Source organism: Crossiella sp. SN42 (assembly GCF_023897065.1).
Taxonomy (GTDB): domain Bacteria; phylum Actinomycetota; class Actinomycetes; order Mycobacteriales; family Pseudonocardiaceae; genus Crossiella.
Window position 1 is genome coordinate 29,064 of record NZ_JAMHIV010000015.1, and the last position, 24,250, is coordinate 53,313.

Annotated in this window: 24 protein-coding genes; 20 read left to right on the forward strand and 4 right to left on the reverse strand. The window is 72.3% G+C overall.

Translation table 11 applies throughout. The annotated features are described in order from the left end of the window. Nucleotides 1-39: 39 nt before the first annotated feature. From M8C13_RS19070 to M8C13_RS19080, 3 genes are all read right to left on the reverse strand, one after another. The gene (locus tag M8C13_RS19070) at nucleotides 40-1,563 is read right to left on the reverse strand and encodes a sodium:solute symporter (protein ID WP_252481982.1); all 1,524 of its coding nucleotides are present in this window, start codon (nucleotides 1,561-1,563) and stop codon (nucleotides 40-42) included. Nucleotides 1,564-1,578: 15 nt separating this feature from the next. Then, nucleotides 1,579-2,778, reverse strand: coding sequence for an anhydro-N-acetylmuramic acid kinase (locus tag M8C13_RS19075; protein ID WP_252482115.1), 1,200 nt, complete (start codon nucleotides 2,776-2,778; stop codon nucleotides 1,579-1,581). Between the two features lie 120 nt (nucleotides 2,779-2,898). Then, complete coding sequence (locus tag M8C13_RS19080; protein WP_252481983.1) at nucleotides 2,899-3,597, reverse strand: hypothetical protein; 699 nt, start codon at nucleotides 3,595-3,597, stop codon at nucleotides 2,899-2,901. 67 nt (nucleotides 3,598-3,664) lie between these two features. Between M8C13_RS19080 and ftsY the strand changes: the two genes are divergently transcribed. From ftsY to M8C13_RS19100, 4 genes are all read left to right on the forward strand, one after another. After that, nucleotides 3,665-5,011 carry a signal recognition particle-docking protein FtsY gene (ftsY, locus tag M8C13_RS19085; RefSeq protein WP_374213095.1) on the forward strand — a complete coding sequence of 449 codons (1,347 nt, stop codon included), beginning with the start codon at nucleotides 3,665-3,667 and terminating at the stop codon, nucleotides 5,009-5,011. A gap of 137 nt (nucleotides 5,012-5,148) precedes the next feature. After that, nucleotides 5,149-6,486 carry an ammonium transporter gene (locus tag M8C13_RS19090; protein ID WP_252481984.1) on the forward strand — a complete coding sequence of 446 codons (1,338 nt, stop codon included), beginning with the start codon at nucleotides 5,149-5,151 and terminating at the stop codon, nucleotides 6,484-6,486. Continuing rightward, a complete protein-coding gene (locus M8C13_RS19095; protein WP_252481985.1) occupies nucleotides 6,483-6,821 on the forward strand; it encodes a P-II family nitrogen regulator in 339 nt (112 codons plus the stop codon). Before M8C13_RS19090 ends, M8C13_RS19095 begins: the two co-directional genes overlap by 4 nt. Nucleotides 6,822-6,834: 13 nt before the next feature. Further along, nucleotides 6,835-9,216, forward strand: a complete 2,382-nt coding sequence (locus M8C13_RS19100; protein ID WP_252481986.1) for a [protein-PII] uridylyltransferase — start codon at nucleotides 6,835-6,837, stop codon at nucleotides 9,214-9,216. On the opposite strand, the gene M8C13_RS19105 is transcribed toward M8C13_RS19100, so the two are convergent. Further along, nucleotides 9,213-9,779, reverse strand: coding sequence for a TetR/AcrR family transcriptional regulator (locus M8C13_RS19105; protein WP_252481987.1), 567 nt, complete (start codon nucleotides 9,777-9,779; stop codon nucleotides 9,213-9,215). The genes M8C13_RS19100 and M8C13_RS19105 overlap by 4 nt on opposite strands. Before the next feature lie 360 nt (nucleotides 9,780-10,139). Between M8C13_RS19105 and M8C13_RS19110 the strand changes: the two genes are divergently transcribed. From M8C13_RS19110 to M8C13_RS19190, 16 genes are all read left to right on the forward strand, one after another. Continuing rightward, nucleotides 10,140-10,736 carry an AAA family ATPase gene (locus tag M8C13_RS19110; protein WP_252481988.1) on the forward strand — a complete coding sequence of 199 codons (597 nt, stop codon included), beginning with the start codon at nucleotides 10,140-10,142 and terminating at the stop codon, nucleotides 10,734-10,736. A 60-nt stretch (nucleotides 10,737-10,796) separates the two neighbouring features. Continuing rightward, nucleotides 10,797-12,353, forward strand: coding sequence for a signal recognition particle protein (gene ffh, locus M8C13_RS19115; RefSeq protein ID WP_252481989.1), 1,557 nt, complete (start codon nucleotides 10,797-10,799; stop codon nucleotides 12,351-12,353). Next, nucleotides 12,350-13,435: an amidohydrolase family protein gene (locus tag M8C13_RS19120; RefSeq protein WP_252481990.1), complete on the forward strand. Its 1,086-nt coding sequence runs from the start codon at nucleotides 12,350-12,352 to the stop codon at nucleotides 13,433-13,435. The genes ffh and M8C13_RS19120 overlap by 4 nt, the downstream gene beginning before the upstream one ends. A 16-nt stretch (nucleotides 13,436-13,451) precedes the next feature. After that, nucleotides 13,452-14,771 carry a CPBP family intramembrane glutamic endopeptidase gene (locus M8C13_RS45080; RefSeq protein ID WP_305883968.1) on the forward strand — a complete coding sequence of 440 codons (1,320 nt, stop codon included), beginning with the start codon at nucleotides 13,452-13,454 and terminating at the stop codon, nucleotides 14,769-14,771. 71 nt (nucleotides 14,772-14,842) lie between these two features. Beyond that, complete coding sequence (locus M8C13_RS19130; protein WP_252481991.1) at nucleotides 14,843-15,655, forward strand: CPBP family intramembrane glutamic endopeptidase; 813 nt, start codon at nucleotides 14,843-14,845, stop codon at nucleotides 15,653-15,655. Continuing rightward, a complete protein-coding gene (locus tag M8C13_RS19135; protein ID WP_252481992.1) occupies nucleotides 15,652-16,404 on the forward strand; it encodes a LamB/YcsF family protein in 753 nt (250 codons plus the stop codon). The genes M8C13_RS19130 and M8C13_RS19135 overlap by 4 nt, the downstream gene beginning before the upstream one ends. Nucleotides 16,405-16,579: 175 nt before the next feature. Continuing rightward, on the forward strand, nucleotides 16,580-17,050 hold the full coding sequence (rpsP, locus tag M8C13_RS19140) for a 30S ribosomal protein S16 (RefSeq protein ID WP_252481993.1): 471 nt from the start codon (nucleotides 16,580-16,582) through the stop codon (nucleotides 17,048-17,050). Continuing rightward, a complete protein-coding gene (locus tag M8C13_RS19145) occupies nucleotides 17,047-17,286 on the forward strand; it encodes an RNA-binding protein (protein ID WP_086789136.1) in 240 nt (79 codons plus the stop codon). Before rpsP ends, M8C13_RS19145 begins: the two co-directional genes overlap by 4 nt. A gap of 20 nt (nucleotides 17,287-17,306) precedes the next feature. Continuing rightward, complete coding sequence (gene rimM, locus M8C13_RS19150) at nucleotides 17,307-17,822, forward strand: ribosome maturation factor RimM (RefSeq protein WP_252481994.1); 516 nt, start codon at nucleotides 17,307-17,309, stop codon at nucleotides 17,820-17,822. A 177-nt stretch (nucleotides 17,823-17,999) separates the two neighbouring features. Beyond that, nucleotides 18,000-18,758: a tRNA (guanosine(37)-N1)-methyltransferase TrmD gene (trmD, locus tag M8C13_RS19155; protein ID WP_252481995.1), complete on the forward strand. Its 759-nt coding sequence runs from the start codon at nucleotides 18,000-18,002 to the stop codon at nucleotides 18,756-18,758. Between the two features lie 172 nt (nucleotides 18,759-18,930). Further along, nucleotides 18,931-19,290, forward strand: a complete 360-nt coding sequence (gene rplS, locus M8C13_RS19160; RefSeq protein WP_252481996.1) for a 50S ribosomal protein L19 — start codon at nucleotides 18,931-18,933, stop codon at nucleotides 19,288-19,290. Nucleotides 19,291-19,323: 33 nt separating this feature from the next. After that, a complete protein-coding gene (gene lepB / locus M8C13_RS19165) occupies nucleotides 19,324-20,247 on the forward strand; it encodes a signal peptidase I (protein ID WP_374213096.1) in 924 nt (307 codons plus the stop codon). An 89-nt stretch (nucleotides 20,248-20,336) separates the two neighbouring features. After that, a complete protein-coding gene (locus tag M8C13_RS19170) occupies nucleotides 20,337-21,113 on the forward strand; it encodes a ribonuclease HII (protein WP_252482119.1) in 777 nt (258 codons plus the stop codon). Continuing rightward, nucleotides 21,110-21,433, forward strand: coding sequence for a DUF2469 domain-containing protein (locus tag M8C13_RS19175; RefSeq protein ID WP_086790123.1), 324 nt, complete (start codon nucleotides 21,110-21,112; stop codon nucleotides 21,431-21,433). Before M8C13_RS19170 ends, M8C13_RS19175 begins: the two co-directional genes overlap by 4 nt. A gap of 168 nt (nucleotides 21,434-21,601) precedes the next feature. Continuing rightward, complete coding sequence (locus M8C13_RS19185; RefSeq protein ID WP_252481997.1) at nucleotides 21,602-22,003, forward strand: YraN family protein; 402 nt, start codon at nucleotides 21,602-21,604, stop codon at nucleotides 22,001-22,003. A 650-nt stretch (nucleotides 22,004-22,653) separates the two neighbouring features. After that, a complete protein-coding gene (locus M8C13_RS19190; RefSeq protein ID WP_252481998.1) occupies nucleotides 22,654-24,168 on the forward strand; it encodes a YifB family Mg chelatase-like AAA ATPase in 1,515 nt (504 codons plus the stop codon). Nucleotides 24,169-24,250 lie beyond the last annotated feature (82 nt).

Genomic DNA, 24,250 nt, shown 5'->3' on the forward strand with positions numbered 1-24,250 from the left:
CCTCGGAATGAGGCCGGCGCCATTCGTCGTTCTGCCGGACTAAGCCGCCTTCGCCGCGTCGGCGGGTTCCTCGTCCACCGGCGCGGGTGTGCGCGGATGCCGCAGCGACAACAGCCCGCCCACGATCAACGTGATCGCCACGCCCATCGGCGGATACCACGGGTACGCCAGCCCCTTGGTCCCGCTGAGCACCGGCGGCAGGATGATCGCCACCATGGTCAGCACGGTCACCAGGAACGCGATGATCGCGTCCGCCTGCCGGGCCCGTTTCACGATCAGCCCCAGCAGGAACGCGCCGAGCAGCGCGCCGTAGGTGTAGCCGGTGATGGACAGGCCCTGTTCGACGATCGGGTCGCCGCGCTTGGTGAACTGCGCGAACAGCCCGGCGAAGACGATCAGCAGCCCGGCCCAGACCACCGTCCACAGCTTGCCCTGGCGGAGCAGGTCGGCGTCGGAGAGCTTGCGCTTGACCACCCGCGCGTAGATGTCGGTCACCGTGGAGGAGGCCAGCGCGCCGAGTGAGGAGCTGAGCGCGGCGGCCAGGATGCCCGCGATGACGAACCCGGAAAGGCCGCTGGGCAGCTCGGTGACGATGAAGGTGGCGAACAGCTCGTCGTTGTTGTTCAGCCCCAGGTCCTGCACCGGCTTGGCCGCGTTGTAGAAGGCCCACAGCATCACGCCGATGAACAGGAACAGGGCGAACTGGACGAACACCACCACGCCGCTGGCGATCAGCGCCTTCTGGCTGGCCCGCACATCGCGGGTGGCCATCAGCCGCTGCACGATCAGCTGGTCGGCGCCGTGCGAGGCCATGGACAGCACCGCGCCGCCGATCACCGCGGTGATCAGCGCGTACGGGCTGTACAGCGGGTCGGAGGCGAGGTCGAAGACCTGGAACTTGTTGGCGTCAAAGGCTTTCCCGAGCCAGTCGCCGGGCAGCCGGTCGGCCAGCGCCCAGATCACCACGGCCGCGCCCAGCAGGTACCAGAGCATCTGGATCGCATCGACCCAGACCACCGCGCGCACCCCGCCGAAGAAGCTGTACACCACCATCGCGATGCCCAGCACGAACACGATGGTCCAGTAGCTGGCCTGCACGCCGTAGGCGCCGAGCACCACCTTCACCGGGATCGCGGTGGCGAACAGCCGCAGCCCGTCGGCCAGCAGCCTGGTGAACAGGAAGGTCACCGAGGCGGTGGTGCGCAGCCCGTCGCCGAACCGCTTGCCCAGGAAGGCGTAGGCGGTGACCAGGTCACCGGCCACGTACTTGGGCAGCAGCACGAAGGAGACCACGATCCGGCCCAGCAGGTACCCGATGGCCAGCGACAGGAAGGTCATCCCGCCCGCGCCGGGAGTGGCCAGGTAGGCCACCGTCGGCACGCTGAGCACGGTCAGCGTCGAGGTCTCCGCGGAGACCACGGACAGGCAGACCACCCACCACGAGATCTTGCCCTCGCCCACGAAGTAGTCGTTGGCCGACTTCTGCCTGCCGCCGATCCAGATGCCCAGCAGCGGCATGCCCACCAGGAACACCGCGATGATGGCCAGGTCGAGACTGCGCACGTCCCACCTCCTGCTCTAACCGCCGGTTCGCACCGGCTCCCCAGTGATGTGCCCCCCGTCGGCCCCCGTGTTGTTCCCCTGGACGCAGCGCAGCGCGACCGGTTGCCGCGGCCACGGCTCCGGCAGGCGCAGCGCGGTGCGCCCCGGGGTGATGCTGCCCAGCGGGCGCGGGCCAACCGCTCCTGTGGTGGCCGGCAGGTTGCCGGGCTGACCGCAGAAGGTGAGCAGGCCGAGCAGCGCCGCAAGGTAGCCCTCCTTGCCGTCGGCAGGCAGTCCCTCGGCCGCGCTGGTGACCAGCTCGGCCGGGGCGAGATGCCTGCTCAGAGCGGCCATCAGCGTGGCGTTGTGCACCCCGCCTCCGGAAGCCACCACCCGGGTGGCCTCTTGCCGTTCACACTCCCGGGCGACGGTGCGGGCGGTCAGCTCGACCAGGGTGGCGAGCAGGTCCGGTCCCTCGGGCGGCTCGGCCACCCGGTCCAGGGCCGCGCGCAGGTAGTCGGCGGTGTAGTGCTCCTTGCCGGTGGACTTCGGCGGCGCCAGCTCGTAGTAGGGATCGGCCAGCAGGATCGACAACAGGCCCGGGTGAGGGGAGCCGATGGCGGCGAGCCGGCCCCCCTCGTCGCGCTCGCGACGCTCCGGTAGCAGCCGGGTGGCCGCGTCAAGCAGCGCGTTCCCCGGACCTGTGTCGTAGGCCAGCGGCGGCACAGCGCCACCGACCACGCTGATGTTGGCGATGCCACCGAGGTTGAGCGCGGCCGTCCGCCTCGCCCGGTGGCCCAGCCAGAGCTGGTCGAACAACCCGACCAGGGGCGCGCCGTGCCCGCCCGCGGCCACGTCCCGGGCCCGCAGGTCGGCCACCACCGGCAGTCCGGTGGCCTCGGCGATCCAGGCGGGCTGGCCCAGCTGCAGGGTGCCCTCGCAGCGGCCGTCCTCCACCCAGTGGTAGATCGTCTGCCCGAGCGAGCCGACCAGGTCGGCCCGCCCGTCGCACAGTTCGGTCAGCCCGCGCAGCGCGGCCACCCCGAAGGCCCGGCCGACCATGGTGTCCAGCCGGCACAGCTGCCGGGCCGAACACTCCGCGGGCGGCAGCGCGGCCAGCAGCTCGGCGCGCAGCTCGCCGGGATAGGCCAGCTCGAGGCAGCCCAGCGGGCGCAGCTCCAGCCAGCCGTCCTCACCCATGCGGAACTCGGCCGCGGCCACGTCGATGCCGTCCATCGACGTGCCGGACAGCAGCCCGAGCACCCGCCAAGATTTCACAAGATGTGGTCTATTGCATGGCGGAAGTTTACGCAAGAGTGCGTCAAAGCCGCTGACGCAGTTGATAGCGAGTCGAGATCAGCCGGTCAGCGCGGCCACCAGCTCCTTGCCCTTGGGCAGCATGTCGTCCCGGCACCGGTCGATCTCCGGGCCGTGCGTGGCGCCGCCGGGGATGCCCGCGCCCTCCTGGTGCAGGGTCACCAGCACGTTGCCGTCGGCGAAGCGCCCGTAGCAGCCGTTGCCGCCGGTGGACTTGGGGAAGAGCACGTTCTCCCCCTCCACCCGGTCCGCGGCGGACTTGTCGATGGTCAGCCAGTACTGCGCGCCGTCCTTGGTGCCGTTGTGCTGGGGCTGGCTGTCGCTGCGGAACAGGGTGATCTCGGCCCGCAGGTTCACCTCCGGCTGCCGGGATCCCCAGTAGCAGCGGACCTCCACCGTCTGCAGGTCGCCCTGGCCCCTGGCGGCCTGGGTGTCGGTGGTCTTCTTCGAGTTCGCCGGTTCCAGGGCCGGGAACAGGGTGAGCTTGGCGTGCAGCGCGGCGCAGTCGGGCAGGTCGTTGTGCTTGTCAGCGGGACCGGCCTCCGCCGCGGCGGTGTCCTCAGGGGTGTCGGCAGAGCCGCCGGAGGTGAGCGCGATGACCACGCCGATCCCGGCGACCAGCAGCACGGCCAGGCCGACCGCGAGCGCGATCATCGGCCCGTTGGACTTCTTCGGCGGCTGTGGGTAGCCGTAGGGCGGTGGGTACTGCGGCTGCTGCTGGTACGGACCCGGTTGCATGGTCATCATCCTGGCCCAGGCACCACTCCGGCGAGGGCCGAACCGCCCATGATGCGAGGATGGGTCCGTGTCTGCCGAAGTCATGATCTGGATCGCCGTCGCCGTCGCCGCGGTGCTGCTCGTCGCGCTCGTCACCGGGGTCGTGCTGGCCCGCCGCCGCCGGGTCAGCCTCGCCGAGCAGGACAAGCCCGTGGTCGAGGGCCGTCCGGGCTACCAGGCGGACCGCAAGATCAGTTTCGCGCCCGGCGGGGAGACCGCGACGGTCACCGAGCCGAAGCCCGAACCGCCGGTGACCCAGCCGCCGATGACCGAGCACCCGGTGACCGAGCGCACCGAGGTCGACGGCCAGCCCGGCGTCGGCGACGACGCCGCGGTGCCCAGGGACACCCCGCGCCGGGACATCGTGGACGTGCCGCTGCCGCCCGCCGCCCAGGCCCCGGCCCCGATCGAGCCGATCGTGGTGGCCCAGACGCACCCGGTGCCCGAGGACATCGCGCCCACCGCCGGTCGCCTGGAGCGGCTGCGCGGCAGGCTGGCCAAGTCCCGCTCCGCCTTCGGTCAGGGCCTGCTCGGCCTGCTCGGCGCGGGCGACCTGGACGAGGACTCCTGGACCGAGGTCGAGGACACCCTGCTGCTGGCCGACCTGGGCGCGGCCACCACCGCGGAGATCATCGAGCGGCTGCGCGCGGAGATCGTCACCCGCGGGGTGCGCACCCCGGAGGCGGCCCGCGCGGTGCTGCGCGAGGTGCTGGTGGACGCGCTCAAGCCGGAGATGGACCGCTCGGTGCGCGCCCTGCCGCACGACGGCCGCCCGGCGGTGCTGCTGGTCACCGGCGTCAACGGCACCGGCAAGACCACCACCACCGGCAAGCTGGCCAGGGTGCTGGTCGGCGACGGCCGCACCGTGATCCTGGGCGCGGCGGACACCTTCCGCGCCGCCGCCGCCGAGCAGCTGGCCACCTGGGCCGAGCGCGCGGGCGCGGAGATCGTGCGCGGCAAGGAGGGCGCGGACCCGGCCAGCGTGGCCTTCGACGCGGTCAAGCGCGGGATCGAGGCGGGCGTGGACGCCGTGCTGGTGGACACCGCCGGCCGCCTGCACACCAAGACCGGCCTGATGGACGAGCTGGGCAAGGTCAAGCGGGTGGTGGAGAAGCAGGCCAAGGTGGACGAGGTGCTGCTCGTGCTGGACGCCACCACCGGCCAGAACGGCCTCACCCAGGCCAGGGTGTTCTCCGACGTGGTCGAGGTGACCGGCATCGTGCTGACCAAGCTGGACGGCACCGCCAAGGGCGGCATCGTCTTCCAGGTGCAGCGCGAGCTGGGCGTCCCGGTCAAGCTGGTCGGCCTGGGCGAGGGCCCGGACGACCTGGCCCCGTTCACCCCCGGCGCGTTCGTGGACGCTCTGCTCAGCTGAGCGTGTGCGCTCCGCGCAACGCAGCCGTAACACCGGCCTCGGCACAGTTCACTTCGGTGAAACCTCCGGCGTAACCGGACGAAACACCGCCTCTCGATCCTTCACCGCAACGTGGCAGGCACGGGAGGACTACGAGAATGAACCAAGGCGACACCGCCTGGGTGCTGATCAGCGCCGCTCTGGTGCTGCTCATGACGCCGGGGCTTGCGTTCTTCTACGGCGGCATGGTGCGCGCGAAGAGTGTGCTCAACATGCTGATGATGAGCGTCGGCAGCATGGCCGTGGTCGGCGTGCTGTGGATCCTGTACGGCTACTCCTTCAGCTTCGGCAAGGATGTGGCGGGTGGCTGGCTGGCCGACCCGGCCGAGTTCTTCGGCCTCGATGGGCTGATGAGCCCGGAGGCGGTCTCGGGCACCATCCCGACGCTGGCCTTCGTCGCCTTCCAGGCCATGTTCGCGATCATCACCGTCGCGCTGATCTCGGGCGCGATCGCCGATCGCACCCGGTTCGTGCCGTGGCTGGTCTTCGCCGCGGTCTGGGTCACCGTCGTCTACTTCCCGGTCGCGCACTGGGTCTTCGACTTCGACGGCAAGGACGCTGACGGCAACGTCACCGACCCCGGTGGCTGGATCGCCAACCAGCTGGGCGCGATCGACTTCGCCGGTGGCACCGCGGTGCACATCAACGCGGGTGCGGCCGCACTGGCCCTGGTGCTGGTGCTCGGCAAGCGGCGCGGCTGGCCCAAGGAGCCGATGAAGCCGCACAACCTGCCGTTCGTGGTGCTCGGCGCCGGTCTGCTGTGGTTCGGCTGGTTCGGCTTCAACGCCGGTTCCGCGCTGGCCGCCAACACCACCGCCGCGGTCACCTTCGTCAACACCATCGGCGCCACCGCGGCGGCCACCGTCGGCTGGCTGGTGGTGGAGCGCTTCCGCGACGGCAAGCCCACCACCCTGGGCGCGGCCTCGGGCATCGTGGCCGGCCTGGTCGCCATCACCCCGGCCTGTTCCGCGGTCAGCCCGATCGGCGCGCTGGCCATCGGCGTCATCGCCGGTGTGGTCTGCGCCCTCGCGGTGGGCCTGAAGTACAAGCTGGGCTACGACGACTCGCTCGACGTGGTCGGCGTGCACCTGGTCGGCGGCCTGGCCGGCACCCTGCTGATCGGCCTGTTCGCCACCGACGCGGCCCCGGCCGCGGCCAAGGGCCTGTTCTACGGTGGCGGTTTCGAGCTGCTGGGCAAGCAGGCGGTCGGCGCGTTCGCGGTGCTCGTCTACTCCTTCGTGCTCTCCTTGCTCATCGGGTACCTGATCAAGGTCACCATCGGCTTCCGGGTCGAGGCGGAGGCCGAGGTCGAGGGCATCGACGACGCCGAGCACGCGGAGAGCGCCTACGACTTCGCCACCTTCGGCGGTCGGGGCGGCGCGTTCAAGCCCGCGGGCTCCGCATCCACCTCGTCCCTTGAGGAGAGCAAGGCATGAAGCTGGTAACCGCGATCGTCAAGCCGTTCACCATCGACGACGTGAAGGCCGCGCTGGAGCAGCTGGGCGTGCTCGGCATGACCGTCAGCGAGGTCCAGGGCTACGGCAGGCAGAAGGGGCACACCGAGGTCTACCGCGGCGCGGAGTACGCCGTGGACTTCGTGCCCAAGATCCGCATCGAGGTGCTGATCGACGACACCGGGGTGGACAAGGTGGTCGACGCGATCGTCGAGTCCGCGCGCACCGGCAAGATCGGCGACGGCAAGGTGTGGGTGACCTCGGTGGACACCGTGGTGCGGGTGCGCACCGGGGAACGCGGCACTGACGCGATCTGAGGCGGAGCGTCGCATGAGCGCAGGGATCAGCGAGTCGGTCGGTCCCACCGCGGGCGACCTGGTGCGGGCGCGGCAGCTGCTGCTGGCGCCCGCACCGGGCCACCGCAAACTGGCCGCCGAGCCACTACGGGCGGCCCTGGTGGACCTGCACGACTTCTGGCTGGCCGCGCACGCCGGGCTGGCCGGGATCGGCGGGGCGGGCAGCGGCACCGCGCTGGTCGCGGTGGGCGCGCTGGGCCGCCGCGAGCTGGCCCCGTACTCCGACCTCGACCTGGTTCTTGTCCACAATGGACGGACCGAGGTGGGCGCGCTGGCCGACCGGCTGTGGTACCCGCTGTGGAACTCCGGCATCGGCCTCGACCACTCGGTGCGCACCACCGCCGAGGCGGAGAAGGTGGCCGCCGCCGACCTGCGCGCCGCGCTCGGCCTGCTGGAGGTGCGGCACCTGGTCGGCGACCAGTCGCTGTCCGACCGGCTGGCCGCCGGGGCCAGGCAGTCCTGGCGGGCCGGCATCCGGAACCGGTTCGAGGAGCTGGTCGAGGCGGTCGAGACGCGCTGGCAGCGCTCCGGCGAGGTCGCGCACCGGGTCGAGCCGGACCTCAAGAACGGCAAGGGCGGCCTGCGCGACCTGAACCTGCTGGACGCGCTGGCCGCCACCCAGCTGGTGGACCGGCCGGGCCGGGAGGTGCGCGAGGCCCGCACCCTGCTGCTGGACGTGCGCACCGAGCTGCACCGGGCCTGCGGCAAGGCCCGCGACATCATCCGGGCCGAGGACGGCGACGAGATCGCCCTCGCCCTCGGCCTGCCGGACCGCTTCGAGCTGGCCCGGCTGCTCTCCGCCACCGGCCGCACCGTGGCCTACGCGGTGGACGTGGCCCTGCGCACCGCGCGCAACGCCTTGCCGCGCAAGGGTTTCGCCGCACTCAGCAGCCGCGCCCCGTGGAACCGCGGACCGGCGCGGCGACCACTGGACGACGGGGTCGTGCTGCACGGCGGCGAGGTCGCGCTGGCCCGCGACGCGGTGCCGGCCCGCGATCCCGGCCTGCTGCTGCGGGTGGCCGCCTCGGCCGCGCGCACCGGCAGCCCGATCGCCGCGGGCACCCTGGCCCGCCTGGCCGACTCCGCGCCCGAGCTGCGCCGCCCGTGGCCCAGCGAGGCCAGGCAGGAGCTGCTCGCCCTGCTCGGCTCCGGCCGCGGCCTGATCGGCGTGGTCGAGGCGCTGGACCGCACCGGCCTGTGGGGACGGCTGTTCCCGGAGTGGGGCGCGGTCCGCGACCTGCCGCCGCGCGATGCCGCGCACACCTGGACGGTGGACCGGCACCTGGTGCACGCGGTGGCCAACGCGGCCCGGCTGGCCACCACCGTCTCCCGCCCCGACCTGCTGCTGCTGGCCACCCTGCTGCACGACATCGGCAAGGGCCGCGAAGGCGACCACTCCGAGGTCGGCGCGGCACTGGCCACCCAGGTCTGCGAACGCCTCGGCCTGTGGCCCTCCGACGTCGTGATCGTCGCCTCGGTCGTCCGCCACCACCTGCTGCTGCCGCACACCGCCACCCGCCGCGACGTGGAGGACCCGGCCACCGTGCACCGCGTGGTGGACACCCTCGGCGGCGACCCGGTGGTGCTGGAGCTGCTGCACGCCCTCGCCGAGGCCGACTCGCTGGCCACCGGCCCCGGCGTGTGGACGGAGTGGAAGGCCGCGCTGATCGCCGACCTGGCCCGCCGCTGCCGCGCCGCGATGGCGGGGGAGCAACTGGAGGGACCGGGCCCGCTGCCCGCCGAACAGGCCGAGCTGGCCGAGTCCGCGGTGGCCACCGGCAAACCGCACGTGGTGATCACCCCGTCCGGCCACACCGCCACGGTCACCGTGCTGGCCCCCGACCGGATCGGCCTGCTGTCCCTGGCCAGCGGCGTGCTCGCGCTGAACTCGCTGGAGGTGCACGCGGCCGAGGTCAGCGCGCACGCCGGCGCGGGCGTGGAGACCTTCACCGTGTCCCCGCGCTTCGGCACCCTGCCCGATGCCGCGCTGCTGCGGGAGCAGCTGGTCAAGGTGCTCGACGGCACGCTGTCCCTGGCCGACCGCCTGGCCGCCAAGGAACGCGACTACGGCGGGCCGCCGGAGGAGATCGCCCCGCCCAGGGTGCTGTGGTTCGACGACGAGGCCAGCGGCGCGGTGGTGATGGAGCTGCGCGCCACGGACCGGATCGGCCTGCTGCACCGCATCGCCGCGGCCCTGGAGTCCTGCAAGGTCGACGTCCGCTGGGCCAGGGTGGCCACCCTGGGCGGCACGGTCGTGGACTCCTTCAGCATCACCACCAGCGACAACGGCCTGGCCGAGCCGGGCAGCCCAGCCCGCCGCAAGATCGAGAAGGCGGTGCTGGCCGCCGCGCGTTAACCGCGCACCGCGCGCGAGACCAGCCCCGCCACGGCGTCGGCGTAGTCCCGGTCCAGCGGTCCGTGCCCGGTGAGCAGCCGGTAGTGCAGCGGCCCGAACAGCAGGTCCAGCACCGCCTCGGCGTCCAGCCGCGCGTCCAGGCCGCTGAAGGCCAGCGCCAGCCGGACCGGCTCGCGCCGCGGCCGGAACCAGCGCTCCCGCACGGCCCCGGCGAGCTCGGGGTCGTGCTGCGCCGCGCCGAGCAGCTCACGGAGCCGGTCCCCGAGCAAGGTCCCGGCGTAGAGCCGCACGAACCGCCGCGCCAGCTCGCGCAACACGAGTTCGAGCTCGCCGGTGAGCGGCTCCCCGGTCTCCCGCGGCGACCGCGCCAGGAACGCCTCCAGCACCACCTCCCCCTTCCCCCGCCACCACCGGTACACCGTCTGCTTCCCCACCCCCGCCCGCACCGCGATCCGGTCCACCGAGATCCCGCCCCACCCGTCCGCGGCCAGCAACTCCCAGGCCGCGTCCAGCACCGCCTGCCGCGCCCGCTGATCCCGCCGCAGCGGATCAGGACCTGGCATCGTCTTCCCCCTGCTCAATGGCATGCCGCGAGACGAATCGTCTCGCGCCACGGGTCAAGCTACCCCTCCGTACCGGGCGTGCCGCTGCCTAGCGGGACGTAGGTGGTTCTACCCAGGCCGGATCACGGCCCATCACGCTGCGCTGACCTGCGCGAATCGGTCAGGCTGAGCACCGTGACGCGGTTCGGGGACCACGGTGGGGAGCCGTGGCAGGAGGCCACAGCGTCACCAGCGGAGAGCCGGTGGCGGCCCGGCAGAGGGGTCCAGGCCGCCACCGGTGCTCTCCAGGCAGAACCTGTTGACTGGCTGTCGATGGGCTGTGGGCGGAACGCCCGGGTTGCCCCCGTACGTTCTTCAGTTGTGGACAGCACCGGCGTGACCTCCAGCCGCCCAGGCATCGGACCACTCGTGGTCCGCGCAGGCCCCCGCGACCTGATGCTGCTGGCCGGCCTACCCGGCGCGGGCAAGTCCTCGCTGCTCCGCAAGCTGCGCGCCAGCGGCCCGTACACCGTGCTCGACTCCGACCAGGTCCGCGACCCGCTGGCGGCCCGGCTGCCGGACCTGCCCTACCGCTGCTACCGCCCGCTGGTGCACCTGCTGCACCACCTGCGCATCATCTGGGCCGCGCTCACCACCAGGGGGCCGGTGCTCGTGCACGAGCCCGCCACCAGGGTCATCACCCGCAGCTGGCTGTCCGTGCTGGCCCGGCTCACCGGCCGCACGCCGCGGATGCTGTGGCTGGAGGTCACCCCCGAACAGGCGCGCGCCGGACAGCGCGAGCGCGGCCGGGTCATCCCCGCGCACTCCTTCGCCAAGCACGTGCGCCGCGCGCTGCGGATCAGCGCCCGGCTCACCGCCGGACGCCCGCTGCGGGGCTGGCCGAAGGCCACCGTGATCTACCGCAGTGACGTCGCCAACGGGCTGAAACTGGAGTTGGTGGGTTCGCGGTCGAGCTGACGGCTAGCCTTAGGGGCAGGAACTCTGTTGCCGTCCTGACCCCGCTGGAGCCCGTGACCCGTGTTCGACAACCTCTCCGACCGCCTCACATCGGTCCTGAAGAACCTGCGCGGCAAGGGCAAGCTGTCCGACGCCGACATCGACGCGACCTGTCGCGAGATCAGGATCGCACTGCTCGAGGCCGACGTGGCGCTGCCCGTCGTGCGCACCTTCATCGCGCAGATCAAGGAGCGGGCCAAGGGCGCCGAGGTCTCCCAGGCGCTGAACCCGGCCCAGCAGGTCGTCAAGATCGTCAACGAGGAACTGGTCGCCATCCTCGGCGGCGAGACCCGGCGGCTGAACCTGGCCAAGACCCCGCCTACGGTGATCATGCTCGCCGGTCTGCAGGGCGCTGGTAAGACCACCCTGGCCGGCAAGCTGGCCAAGCACCTGGCCGGGCAGAACCACACCCCGCTGCTGGTCGCCTGCGACCTCCAGCGGCCCAACGCGGTCAACCAGCTCCAGGTGGTCGGCCAGCGCGCGGGCGTGCCGGTGTTCGCGCCGGAGCCCGGCAACGGTGTCGGCGACCCGGTCGCGGTGGCCAGGCAGGCCATCGAGGAAGCCCGCAAGTCCCAGCACGACCTGGTCATCGTCGACACCGCGGGCCGCCTCGGCGTCGACGAGGAGCTGATGAAGCAGGCCGCCGACATCCGCGACGCGGTGCAGCCCGACGAGGTGCTGTTCGTGGTCGACGCGATGATCGGCCAGGACGCGGTCAGCACCGCGACCGCCTTCCAGGAGGGCGTCGGCTTCACCGGCGTCGTGCTGACCAAGCTCGACGGCGACGCCCGCGGTGGCGCCGCGCTCAGCGTCCGCGAGGTCACCGGCCAGCCGATCATGTACGCCTCCAACGGGGAGAAGCTGGAGGACTTCGACGTCTTCCACCCCGACCGGATGGCCAGCCGCATCCTCGGCATGGGCGACGTGCTCACCCTGATCGAGCAGGCCGAGCAGGTCTTCGACGCGCGTGAGGCGGAGAAGCAGGCGCAGAAGCTCGGCGCGGGCGAGCTGACCCTGGAGGACTTCCTCCAGCAGATGATGGCCGTGCGCAAGATGGGCCCGCTGTCCAACATCCTCGGCATGCTTCCCGGCGCCGGCCAGATGAAGGACGCCATCGCCCAGGTCGACGAGAAGCACCTGGACCGCGTGCAGGCGATCATCCGCGGCATGACCCCGGCCGAGCGGTCCGACCCGAAGATCATCAACGCCTCGCGTCGGCAGCGCATCGCCAAGGGCTCCGGCGTGCCGGTCAGCGAGATCAACAACCTGGTCAACCGCTTCTTCGACGCGAAGAAGATGATGCAGCAGATGGCAGGCCGCTTCGGCATCGGCGGCGGCAGCGCCACCAGGGGCGGCGGCAAGGGCCGCAAGGGCAAGAAGGGGAAGAAGGGCAAGGGCCCGACCCCGCCCAAGATCCGCGGCGGCTTCCCCGGCATGGGCGGCATGCCCGGCTTCCCCGGCGGCATGCCCGACCTCTCCGGCATGCCCAAGGGCCTCAACGAGCTGCCCCCGGCGCTGTCCAACATGGACCAGCTGCCGCCCGGTTTCGACCCCTCGAAGCTGAAGTTCGACAAGTGACGCAGGCTCGACCCCCGTTCCACCTGCGCGGCGTCCTCCTGCCGGAGGGCGAGCACCGGGACCTGTGGATCGCGGACGGGCTCGTCTCGCACGAGCCCGTCCGCGACGCGGTGACCCTGGCCGAGGGCGGCTACCTGCTGCCCGGCCTGGTCGACGCGCACTGCCACGTGGGCCTGGGTCCCAGCGGTGCGGTCGAGCTGCCCGAGGCGGCCGAGCAGGCCGAGACCGACCGGGACGCGGGCACCCTGCTGATCCGCGACTGCGGCTCCCCGCTGGACACCCGTCCGCTGCAGGAGCGCGCAGACCTGCCCCGGATCATCCGCGCCGGCAAGCACATCGCCCGCCCCAAGCGCTACCTCCCCTACGTCAGCGCCGACCTGGAGCACGAGGAGCTGCTGCCGGCCACCGTGGCCGAGCAGGCGGCCTACGGCGACGGCTGGGTCAAGCTGGTCGGCGACTGGATCGACCGGAGCACCGGCGACCTCGCCCCGCTCTGGTCGGACCAGATCCTCACCGAGGCCATCGCCGTCGCGCACGCCGCGGGCGCTCGCGTCACCGCCCACGTGTTCTCAGAGGACGCGGTCCCCGGCCTGGTCAACGCGGGCATCGACTGCATCGAGCACGGCACCGGCCTCACCGGGGACACCATCGCCGAGATGGCCAGGCGCGGCACCGCCCTGGTGCCCACCCTGATCAACATCGAGACCTTCCCGGGCATCGCCGCCAAGGCGGGCAAGTACCCCCGCTACGCCGAGCACATGCGCGCCCTGCACGCCCGCAACGACGCCACCGTGGCCGCCGCGATCGAGGCGGGCGTCCCGGTCTACGCGGGCACCGACGCGGGCGGCGGCATCAAGCACGGCCGCATCGCCGACGAGATCACCGCCCTGCACCGCGTCGGCATGACCACCGAAGACGCCATCGGCGCCGCCTCCTGGTCCGCCCGCGCCTGGCTGGGCAGGCCAGCGCTGGCCCACGGCGCCCCCGCGGACCTGGTCGTCTACGCCGAAGACCCCCGAGCCGACCTGCGGGTGCTGCGCGCCCCGGAGCTGGTCGTGCTGGGCGGCCACCCGTACACCTGACCCGGGGGAGGACCAGATGACAGGGGCGCCACACCAGGACGACGAGGCCACACCACCCACCGGCTTCGCCCGTCCCGCCGCCCAACCCGCGCCCGCCGGCCAGCCCCCGGCCGCCGGCGAGCAGCCACCGGCCCCGCCCGCCGCGCAGTCCCCGCCCGCCGCTCAGCCCGCATCCGCCGAGCCTCCAGCCGCCCAGCTCGCGCCCGCGGCCACCAGCTCGCCCCCGGCCGCACCCACCTCAGCCGCGCCCGCCGCACCCCTGGCCGCGCAGGCCCCGCCCACGGCCACCAGTCCGCCCCCTGCCCCGCCCGTGCCCAGCAGCCCGTCCCTGGCCCCGCCCGCGCCCGTGGCACCCCCCGTCGCGCAGCTCCCACCCGGCCTCGGCGACCCACCGGCCACCTTCCCGGCCCTCACCCACTCCCCGGCATCCCCAGCCACCCCACCCGGCCTCGACCAGCTCCCGGCCACCGCACCCCCACCCCCGGCCCCCTCGCCGGCCTTCACCCCGATCCAGGCCACCGCACCCCCGTCCTGGTCCGCCTACTCCGCCCCCATGCGCGGCGTCGACCAGAACCAGAACCCCTACCTGCACCCCCGCTTCTACGAGGCCCAGCAGGTCGCCGCCACCCGCACCAGCGTGCACTGGGGCATCCTGGTCTTCGTCCTCGGCTACGGCGCCTTCCACCTGGTCGGACTGGTCATCAGCTCGGTGATGGCGGGCCAGGTCAGCGGCTTCGACCCGGCCGAGCCCCCGGTGCTCGGCCCGCTGCTGCTGCTCTCCTTCGTGCCCAACCTGTTCCTCGGCCTGGTCCCGGCCGTCGCCAGCTGGTGGAAGGGCAGCGGCCTGCGCCGCGACTTCGGCATCGTGCCCACCCTGCGCGACGTCAAGGTCGGCCTGGTCTGCGGAGTGATCTCCATCGGCGCCGCCTTCCTGATCAACCTGATCGTGTTCGGCCTGCGCGGCGAGCCCTCCGGCCCGTCGGGTGGCCTGGTCGCCACCAACGAGGGACGCACGATCTGGCTGGCCCTGTTCGCGCTGTTCCTGTTCATCGGCGCCCCGCTCACCGAGGAGCTGCTGACCAGGGGCGCGCTCTGGGGCGCGCTGGAGCAGTACCGGGTGCCCAGGTTCGCGATCCTGGTGCTCACCGCGCTGGTCTTCTCGCTCATGCACCAGGAGCCCGAGCGCACCCTCGGCCTGTTCGCCCAGGGCATCGCGATGGGCTGGGCCAGGATGCTCACCGGACGGATCGGCGCCAGCATCGTGGCGCACGCGGTGAACAACCTGCTGCCGGCCGCGTTGATCTTCTTCGCGGCGGACCTCGCACAGGCCGGCTGAACCGGGTAGTCCTACTGGCTAAGGTGGGACAGTTCTTCCCGATCGCAACCCCCAGCTGCTCGGAGGCGCCCGTGACCGCATCGCAGACGCCGGGGCCGTTGGGCGAACCCCCGGCCGGACTCCGGTGGTGGACGACGCTGCGCTCCCTCGGCGAGCGTCCTGCCGATGCGCTCTTCGACACCCCCGCCAAGCCGCACAAGTGGGGCTTCGGCGCCTTCCTGATCTCCTTCGGCGCGTTCCTGCTGGTCTCGGTCACGCTCAGCGCCCTGTTCCGGCCCGCCCCCGGCGCCCGGATCGGCCCCTTGGAGCTGGTCGCGGTGCTGTCCCTGCCCACCCTGACCGGCGCGCTGGTCGCGGTGCTGATCACCGTGGTGCGCGGCAACGGCCCGCTGGCCGACCTGCGGCTGCGCTGGAACTGGCGGCACGCCAGCATCGGCCTGGCCATCGGCGCGATCGCCCTGGTGCCCACCCTCTACGCCACCCGGCTCTGGGCGGCCTGGGTGGGCAACGACCAGGCCACCTCCGCGGTCGGCAAGGTGCTCGACGGGGTGTCCATGTCCCCGGTGCTGGCCGGGATCGTGTTCCTGCACCTGTGGCTGGTCGGCCCGCTGTGCGAGGAGATCGTCTACCGCGGCCTGCTCTGGGGCGCGGTGGAACGGCTGGGCTGGGGCCGCTGGGCCGCGTTCGTGCTCAGCACCATGGTCTTCGCGGTCGCCCACTTCGAGCCCGAGCGCACCCCGCTGCTGCTGTTCATCGCCATCCCGATGGGCCTGGCCAGGATGTACACCGGCGGCCTGCTGGCCAGCATCGTGGTGCACCAGGTCAACAACCTGCTGCCCGCGCTGGGCATGCTGCTGATCATGACAGGGGTGATCCCGGCGTGAGGCTGGACCTCAACAGCGACCTCGGCGAGGGCTTCGGCATCTGGCGGCTCGGCGACGACGAGGCGCTGCTGGCGGTGGTCACCTCGGCGAACGTGGCCTGCGGCTTCCACGCCGGCGACCCGGCCACCATGCGCAGGGTCTGCCAGGCCGCAGCCAGCGCCGGGGTCGCGGTCGGCGCCCAGGTCTCCTACCGCGACCTCGCCGGGTTCGGCCGCCGCTTCATCGACGCCGACCCGGCCGAGCTGGCCGACGAGGTGCTCTACCAGATCGGCGCGCTGTCCGCCTGCGCCCGCGCGGCCGGGACCGAGGTCCGCTACGTCAAACCGCACGGCGCGCTCTACAACGCCGTGGTGCACCACGAGGCCCAGGCCGCCGCGGTGGTCGCCGGGGTGCGTGCCTTCGGCGAGCTGCCCGTGCTCGGCCTGCCCGGCTCCCGGCTGCTCGCCGCCGCCGAGGCGGCCGGGCTGCCCGTGGTGCAGGAGGCCTTCGCCGACCGCGGCTACACCCCGGAGGGCACCCTGGTGCCGCGTGGTCAGCCCGGCGCGCTGCTGACCAGCACCGAGGACGTGGTCGAGCGCGCGGTGCGGCTGGCCGAGCGCGGCGAGATCCTCGCGGTGGACGGGTCCGTGCTGGCCAGCGGCGCGCGCTCGCTCTGCCTGCACGGGGACACCCCCGGCGCGGTCGAGCACGCGGTCGCGGTCCGGGCCGCGCTGACCGAGGCCGGCGTCACCCTCACCGCCTTCGCCTGACCCCGAATTCGTCCCCCGGCCACCCCATCTGGCACAATGGCTGGCTGTCCGCCATGGTCGGTCCCTCTCACCGTGCCACGGCTCCGACAACCGAGCGCACCGCTCCCGCAACCCCACGCGGGCAGGCAGGCGCTCACCCGTGAGCAGCACAGAATTTCGAGGAGCACCGCTACCCGTGGCCGTCAAGATCAAGCTCATGCGCCTTGGCAAGATCCGCCAGCCGTACTACCGCATCGTGGTCGCCGACGCGCGCACCCGCCGCAACGGCAAGGCGATCGAGACGATCGGCAAGTACCACCCCAAGGACGAGCCGAGCTTCATCGAGGTCAACGCCGAGCGTGCGGCGTACTGGCTGGGTGTCGGCGCGCAGCCGACCGAGCCCGTGCAGCGCCTGCTCGAGCTGACCGGTGACTGGCAGAAGTTCAAGGGCCTGCCGGCCCCCGCCGAGGGCACCCTGAAGGTCAAGGAGCCCAAGGCCGACAAGAAGGCGCTGTTCGAGGCCGCGCTCGCCGCCGCTGGCGACGAGCCGTCGACCGACGCCACCACCCCGAAGCAGAAGAAGGCCCCGAAGAAGGCCGAGAAGGCCGCCGACGAGGCCCCCGCGTCCGCCGAGGGCGCCGAGAAGGCTGAGGACGCCGGCGCATGACGGTACTCGCGGACGCTCTCGAGCACCTGGTCCGCGGCATCGTCGACCACCCGGACGACGTGCGCGTCCAGCTGATCACGACCCGCCGCGGGCGAACCCTTGAGGTGCACGTGCACCCCGAGGACCTCGGCAAGGTGATCGGCAGGGGCGGTCGCACGGCGACCGCGCTGCGCACCGTCATGTCCGGCATCGGCGGCCGGGGCCTCCGGGTCGACGTCGTCGACACCGACCGCTGAGCACCGCGGACGTCATCTCCGTGAGCACCGAAGTGGTCGTCGGGCGCATCGCCCGGTCGCACGGCATCCGCGGCGAGCTCGTCGTGGACGTGCACACCGACGAGCCGGACGACCGGTTCGCCATCGGCACGGTCCTGACCGGCAAGCCCCGTCAGGGCGCGTCCCGGAGTCTCACCATCACAGCCGCCCGGCCACACGCCGGGCGGCTGCTGGTGACCTTCGAGGGCGTGGCCGACCGTTCCGCCGCGGACGCCCTCCGCGGGGTCCTGCTCACCGTCCCGGTCAGCGAGCTGCCCGAGATCACCGAGCCGGACGCCTTCTACGACCACCAGCTGGAGGGCCTGGCCGCGGTGGACACCACCGGAGCCGCCATCGGCGTGGTCCGCGAGGTCCTGCACGGCCCGGCAGGCGAGCTGCTCGTGCTCGACGCCAACGGCGCCGAACTGCTCGTGCCGTTTGTCAGGGCCATCGTGCCGGAGGTCGACCTCCAAGGCCGCAGGGTTGTCATCGACCCACCCGAAGGCCTCTTCGACTAGGTCGTGTCCGGTGGATACCGGCCGCGATCGCCGGGCTCAGATCGTCCCTGGCCGCACCGCCGCGGTGGCCACGTACAACACCGGTACGAGGCCACCACGGCGGCACGACCAGGAACAATCTGAACTCCGACGCTCATCGACCGGTATCCACCGGACACGACCTAGAAACGAACGCGCGTGCGCCTGGACGTCATCACCATCTTCCCCGAGTACGTCGCCCCGCTGCGCGAGGCGCTGCTCGGCAAGGCCCTCGACCGCGGCCTCATCCAGCTCGGCGTGCACGACCTGCGGAACTACGCGCACGACGTGCACCGCTCGGTCGACGACAGCCCCTACGGCGGCGGTCCGGGCATGGTGATGAAGCCGCAGGTCTGGGGCGAGGCCCTGGACGACATCTGCCCGGCCGAGCCCGCGCCCCGGCTGATCGTGCCCACGCCGGCCGGCCGCCCGTTCACCCAGGCCATGGCCCAGGCCTACGCCAGGGAAGAGCACCTGGTCTTCGCCTGCGGCCGTTACGAGGGCATCGACCAGCGCGTGGTCGACGCCGCCTCGGCGCGGATGCCGGTGGACGAGGTCTCCATCGGCGACTACGTGCTCATCGGCGGCGAGGCCGCGGTGCTGGTCATGGTCGAGGCCGTGGTCCGGCTGCTGCCCGGGGTGCTGGGCAACCAGGCCTCGCACGAGCAGGACTCCTTCTCCGACGGCCTCCTCGAAGGCCCCAGCTACACCAGGCCCGAGGTCTGGCGGGGCCTGCCGGTGCCGGAGGTGCTCCGCTCCGGCAACCACGCCGCGATCAACCGCTGGCGCCGCGACCGCGCGCTGGAGCGCACCTACCACCGCCGCCCCGACCTGCTGGCCGCGCTGACCGAGGACGCCCTGGACAAGCACGACCGCAAGCTGCTCGACCAGCTGCGCGCCGAGGACCACCAGTCCTGACCAGGTCGATTTCGTGCCCGACTACCCCGTCTGGCACACTGGACAGGTTGCTGCTGCCGGTCGCTGATCGGCGCGCACACCGGAAGCTCACCCCTGACGGGCCCTCTCGCGGACACGGCGACGGACCTAGGGCGTAAGTGAGAACTCTGAGAATGACGAGGACGGAACACCCATGAACACCCTGGACGCTCTGGACGCCCAGTCGCTGCGTTCTGACATCCCGGACTTCCGACCGGGCGACACGCTGAAGGTGCACGTTCGCGTCATCGAGGGTTCTCGTGAGCGCGTCCAGGTGTTCCAGGGCGTGGTCATCCGCCGCCAGAACGGTGGCATCCGCGAGACCTTCACCGTCCGCAAGGTCTCCTTCGGTGTCGGCGTCGAGCGCACCTTCCCGGTGCACTCCCCGAACCTGGCCAAGATCGAGCTGGTGACCCGCGGCGACGTGCGCCGGGCCAAGCTCTACTACCTGCGCGAGCTGCGCGGCAAGGCCGCGAAGATCAAGGAGAAGCGGGACACGGTCCCCGCCAAGTGATCGGGGCGAACTCCCGTCACGTAGCCTGACTTGGTGGCCGACATCGTGGCTTCCCAGCCTCAGCACAACGATCCGGATGACTCCACCCCCGCCCACGGCACCCCGCGTGCCGGGGCCGGGGCAACGGAGGAGAAGCCCTTCCATACGAAGAAGCCCAAGAAAAAGGGCTCCTTCTGGAAGGAGCTGCCGATCCTGATCGTGGTCGCGCTGCTGCTCACCTTCCTGATCCAGGAGTTCCTGGCCCGGGTGTACGTGATCCCGTCGCAGTCGATGGAGCAGACCCTCCACGGCTGCGCCGGGTGCACGAACGACCGGGTGCTGGTCGACAAGGTGACCTACCGCTTCAGCAACCCCGAGCCGGGTGACGTCGTGGTCTTCCGCGGCCCCGACTCGTGGAGCCCGGAGATCGTGGGGTCCCGCTCGTCGAACTCCTTCGTCCGCTGGCTGCAGGGCCTCGGCTCGTTCATCGGCCTCGCGCCGCCGGACGAGCGGGACTTCGTCAAGCGGGTGATCGCGGTCGGCGGGCAGACGGTGCAGTGCTGTGACGACCAGAACCGGCTGCTGGTCGACGGCAAGCCGCTGACCGAGCCGTACCTGTACTGGGAGGCCGACCGCGGCGGTCCCGAGGACCAGACCCGGTTCGGCCCGATCACGGTGCCGCAGGGCCATCTCTGGATGATGGGCGACAACCGGAACAACTCCTCGGACTCCCGTGCCGAGGGCCACGGTCCGGTGCCGGTGGACAACGTGATCGGCAAGGCGCAGGTCATCGTGCTGCCGCCGAGCCGCTGGCAGGGCATCGACGACCCGAACCCGCAGGCCGTCGCCCTTGGCGCCGCGCCGTGGCAGGCCGGCATCCCCGCCGGGGTCGGCCTCGCGGGCGCGGTGCCCACGCTCTGGCTGATCCGCCGGGGGCTACGGCCGCTGCGTTCGCGGCAGAAGCGGGAACGCGACTGACCATGGCAGGGGCGAGGACGCGTCCGGCCGGTCGCGCCCATGATCGCCGCGCCGCGCCACCCGCCGAGCTGCCCTGCCCACCGCGCGCGGTGGTCCGTGGCAGCTCGGGCAACTGGGCCTTGCAGGCCGCGCTGGACCGGCGCGGCCTTGGCCCGGTGGCCGGGGTGGACGAGGCGGGCCGGGGCGCCTGTGCCGGACCGCTGGTGGTGGCGGCCTGCGTGCTGCGGCCGGGTGACATCCGCCGGTTCGAGGGCCTGACCGACTCCAAGCTGCTCACTCCGGCCGCCCGCGACCGGATGTACGACCTGGTGCTGGACCGGGCGCTGGCGCACTCCGTGGTGGTGATCGACCCGGCCGAGGTCGACGCACTGGGCATCCACGTGGTGAACCTGGAGGGCATGCGCCGGGCGGTGGCGCGACTGGCCACCCACCCCGGTTACGTGCTCACCGACGGCTTCCGGGTGCCCGGCCTGACCGCGCCGAACATGCCGGTGGTCAAGGGCGACCAGGCGGTGGCCTGCGTGGCCGCGGCCAGCGTGCTGGCCAAGGTCACCAGGGACCGCATCATGACCGAGCTGCACCAGAAGTGGCCGCGGTACGGCTTCGAGGTGCACAAGGGCTACTGCACCGCGGAGCACAGCGCGGCACTGCGGGCGCACGGCCCGATCGACGAACACCGGTGGAGCTACGCGAACGTCATCGCGGCCGCCGCCGAACACGGCATGACCCCGCCCCGGCGGGTGAAAACCGGACTGCTCGCGACCGCCCGAAACGGCGTAGCCCCAGTAGTCCAGAATGTGTTGGTTCCACCAGGACGCCTCGCTGAGGGGGCGGCAGTGTCACGACGAGGGGTCGAAGGCGGATGAGCGCGGAGGATCTCGAGAAGTACGAGACCGAGATGGAGCTTCAGCTCTACAAGGAGTACCGCGACATAGTCGGTCAGTTCGCCTACGTCGTGGAGACCGAGCGGCGGTTCTACCTGGCCAACGCGGTGGACGTGCAGGTGCGCAACGCCGACGGCGAGGTCTACTTCGAGGTGCGCATGTCGGACGCGTGGGTGTGGGACATGTACCGCCCCGCGCGGTTCGTGAAGAACGTCCGGGTGATCACCTTCAAGGACGTCAACGTCGAGGAGCTGGACAAGCCAGACCTCCGCCTCCCCGAATCCGGCCCCTTCGGCCAATAGCACACCCCCCGCCCCACCCGCTCCAAGATCGCGACCTATCCACACCCCCCGGGTCCCCACCCCACCACCAACCCACTTATCCACACCCCGCCCCACCCCACCTGGCATTCCCCACCCGCTCCCACCAGGGTCGAAGAAGACACCCCGTCCTCCGACCCAGGAGCCCCCATGCCCCCCACGGCCACCCTCACCGCAACCCTGGAATCCCGCGCCACCGCCCACAACAAGACCCTGGGCCGCCGCGGCGAGGCCCTGGCCGCGCAATACCTGGAGTCCCAGGGCCTGACCATCCTGGACACCAACTACACCTGCCGCCACGGCGAGCTGGACCTCATCGCCACCGACGGCAAAACCCTCATCGTCTGCGAGGTCAAAACCCGCAGCGACCCGGCCTTCGAGCCCCCCGCCGCCGCCCTGACCCCCCGTCAGGCCCGCCGCATCCGCGACACCACAGAATCCTGGCTAGCCCTGCACCACGTCCCCTGGGTCCCCATCCGCTGCGACCTCATCGCCATCCAATGGCCCCCAGGCGACCCCCCAATCCTCGACCACCGCCGCGCCATCCTCTAGCGCGCCCCGCTCGAGCCCCGGCCCCGCAGGCCCGGCCCCCCGCCGGCCCGAGCCCCCGCAGGCCTGAGCCTCGCCTGCCCCTGCCCCTGCCCCTGCCCCGGCCCCTGCCCCTGCGCTGGCCTCGCGCCTCCCAGCGCCCGGCCGCCCACCCCACCCGCAGGCACCCCGCCCGGGACATCCACCCGCGGTATTCGCCCTCCCTCCCCTCCGCACGCCTCAACCCCAGCCGAGCCCGAAGGCCCCTCGGCTACCCCCGCACGCCCACCCGCGCCCCCAGCCCCTCCGCCCAAGCCGCTCAACACCTCCTCATCCGCCCCAACAGCCCCAACGCCCTCCCGTCTTCTCTGCCACCCCAAGGTCTCTCACCACCCTCGATCTCCTCCTTCCCTCTTCCTTGTCGCACCGACACCTCTCACGGCCTTCCACCTCCTCCATCCCCTCCTCATTTGCCGCACAGCCCTTCCTCCCTGCCTTTCTCCCACCGCTCCTGTTCCCCTTTCCGCCCCTCCCTCTCCCTTCCGCCCTCCCTCCGGCTTTCCCACTGCTCCCGCTCTCCCGCCGCCCCTCCCGCCCCTCCCGCCCTTCTCGTCCTCCCTTCCTCCTTCCTTCTCTCTCCTCCCTTCCCCTTCGCACTGCCTGGAGTTGTCCTCATGCCCCCGGCCCGAGCTTGGTCCGTAGCCCTCTTCGGCGTGGACGGCCTCCTCGTCGAGATCGAGGCCGACCTCGGCGGCGGCCGCCCCGGCGTACAGATCGTCGGCCTCCCCGACACCGCGCTCCAGCAGTCAAAGGAGCGGGTCAGGGCCGCCGTCTGCAACAGCGAAGAACCCTGGCCCGAGCGGAAGATCACCTTCGCCCTGTCACCCGCCGCCCTGCCCAAGACCGGTGCGGGCTACGACCTCGCCCTGGCCTGCGTGGCACTCGCCGCCGCGGCCGCCATCCCCCAGGAGGCGCTCGACTCCACCGCCCTGCTCGGCGAACTGGCCCTGGACGGCAGGCTCCGACCCATCCGCGGCGTCCTCCCGTCCCTGCTCGCCGCCCGGCGCGCGGGCATCCGCCGAGCCGTGGTGCCCACGCCCACCCTCCCCGAGGCGGGTCTGGTGTCCGACCTGGACGTCTACGGCGCCAACACCCTCGCCGAAGTCCTCCGCTGGCTCCGCGGTCAAGCCGACCTCCCCACCCCGTCACCCACCACCGGCGCGCCCACGACCCCCTGCCCCGACCTGGCCGACGTCCTCGGCCAACCCGAGGCCCGCTGGGCCCTGGAGGTCGCCGCCGCCGGTGGCCACCACCTCCTGCTCGTCGGCCCACCAGGCACCGGCAAGACCATGCTCGCCGAACGCCTCGTCGGCCTGGTGCCTCCCCTGACCAGCGAACAGTCCCTCGAGGTCACCGCCATCCACTCCCTGGCAGGCACCCTGTCCCCGGAGTCCCCGCTGGTCACCAGCCCGCCGTTCGTCGCCCCGCACCACTCGGTCTCGGTCGCCGGACTGATCGGCGGCGGCTCCGGCCTGGCCAAACCCGGCGCGATCAGCACCGCCCACCACGGAGTCCTGTTCATCGACGAGGCAGGCGAGCTCGGCCCGCAACGCCTGGAGTCCATGCGCACCGCGCTGGAACAGGGCGAGGTCCGCCTGGCCCGCCGCGACGGCCTGGTCCGCTACCCGGCCCGCTTCCAACTGGTCCTGGCCACCAACCCCTGTCCCTGCGCCCCACCCCGCGACAGCGAATGCGTCTGCCTGCCCCCAGCCCGCCGCCGGTACGCCGCCCGCCTGTCCGGCCCGCTGCTGGACCGGGTCGACCTCCAGGTCCGCATGCGCCCGCTCACCCACATGCACGTCGACCCCGACAACCCACCCGAGAACACCACCACCGTCCGCGAACGAGTCCTGGCCGCCCGCGAGCGCGCCCAGCACCGCTGGGCCAAACAAGGCTGGCTCAACAACGCCTCCGTCCCCGGCCAAGCCCTGCACCGCGAGTTCGCCCTGCCCAAATCGGCCACCACCCTGCTCGACCGATCCCTAGCCCACGGCCTCCTCTCCGGCCGAGGAGCCGACCGCTGCCTCCGAGTCGCCTGGACCCTGTGCGACCTCGACGAAGCCACCCGCCCCACCAGCGACCACGTAGCCGCCGCCCTGGAATTCCGAGACCGAGCCGCCCGCCCCTGAACACCAACCCACCTGCTGCCACCTACCCTCGGCCGCCCGACCCCACAACACCCGAGTTCGCCGCCAACCGTCTGAAAGCCCG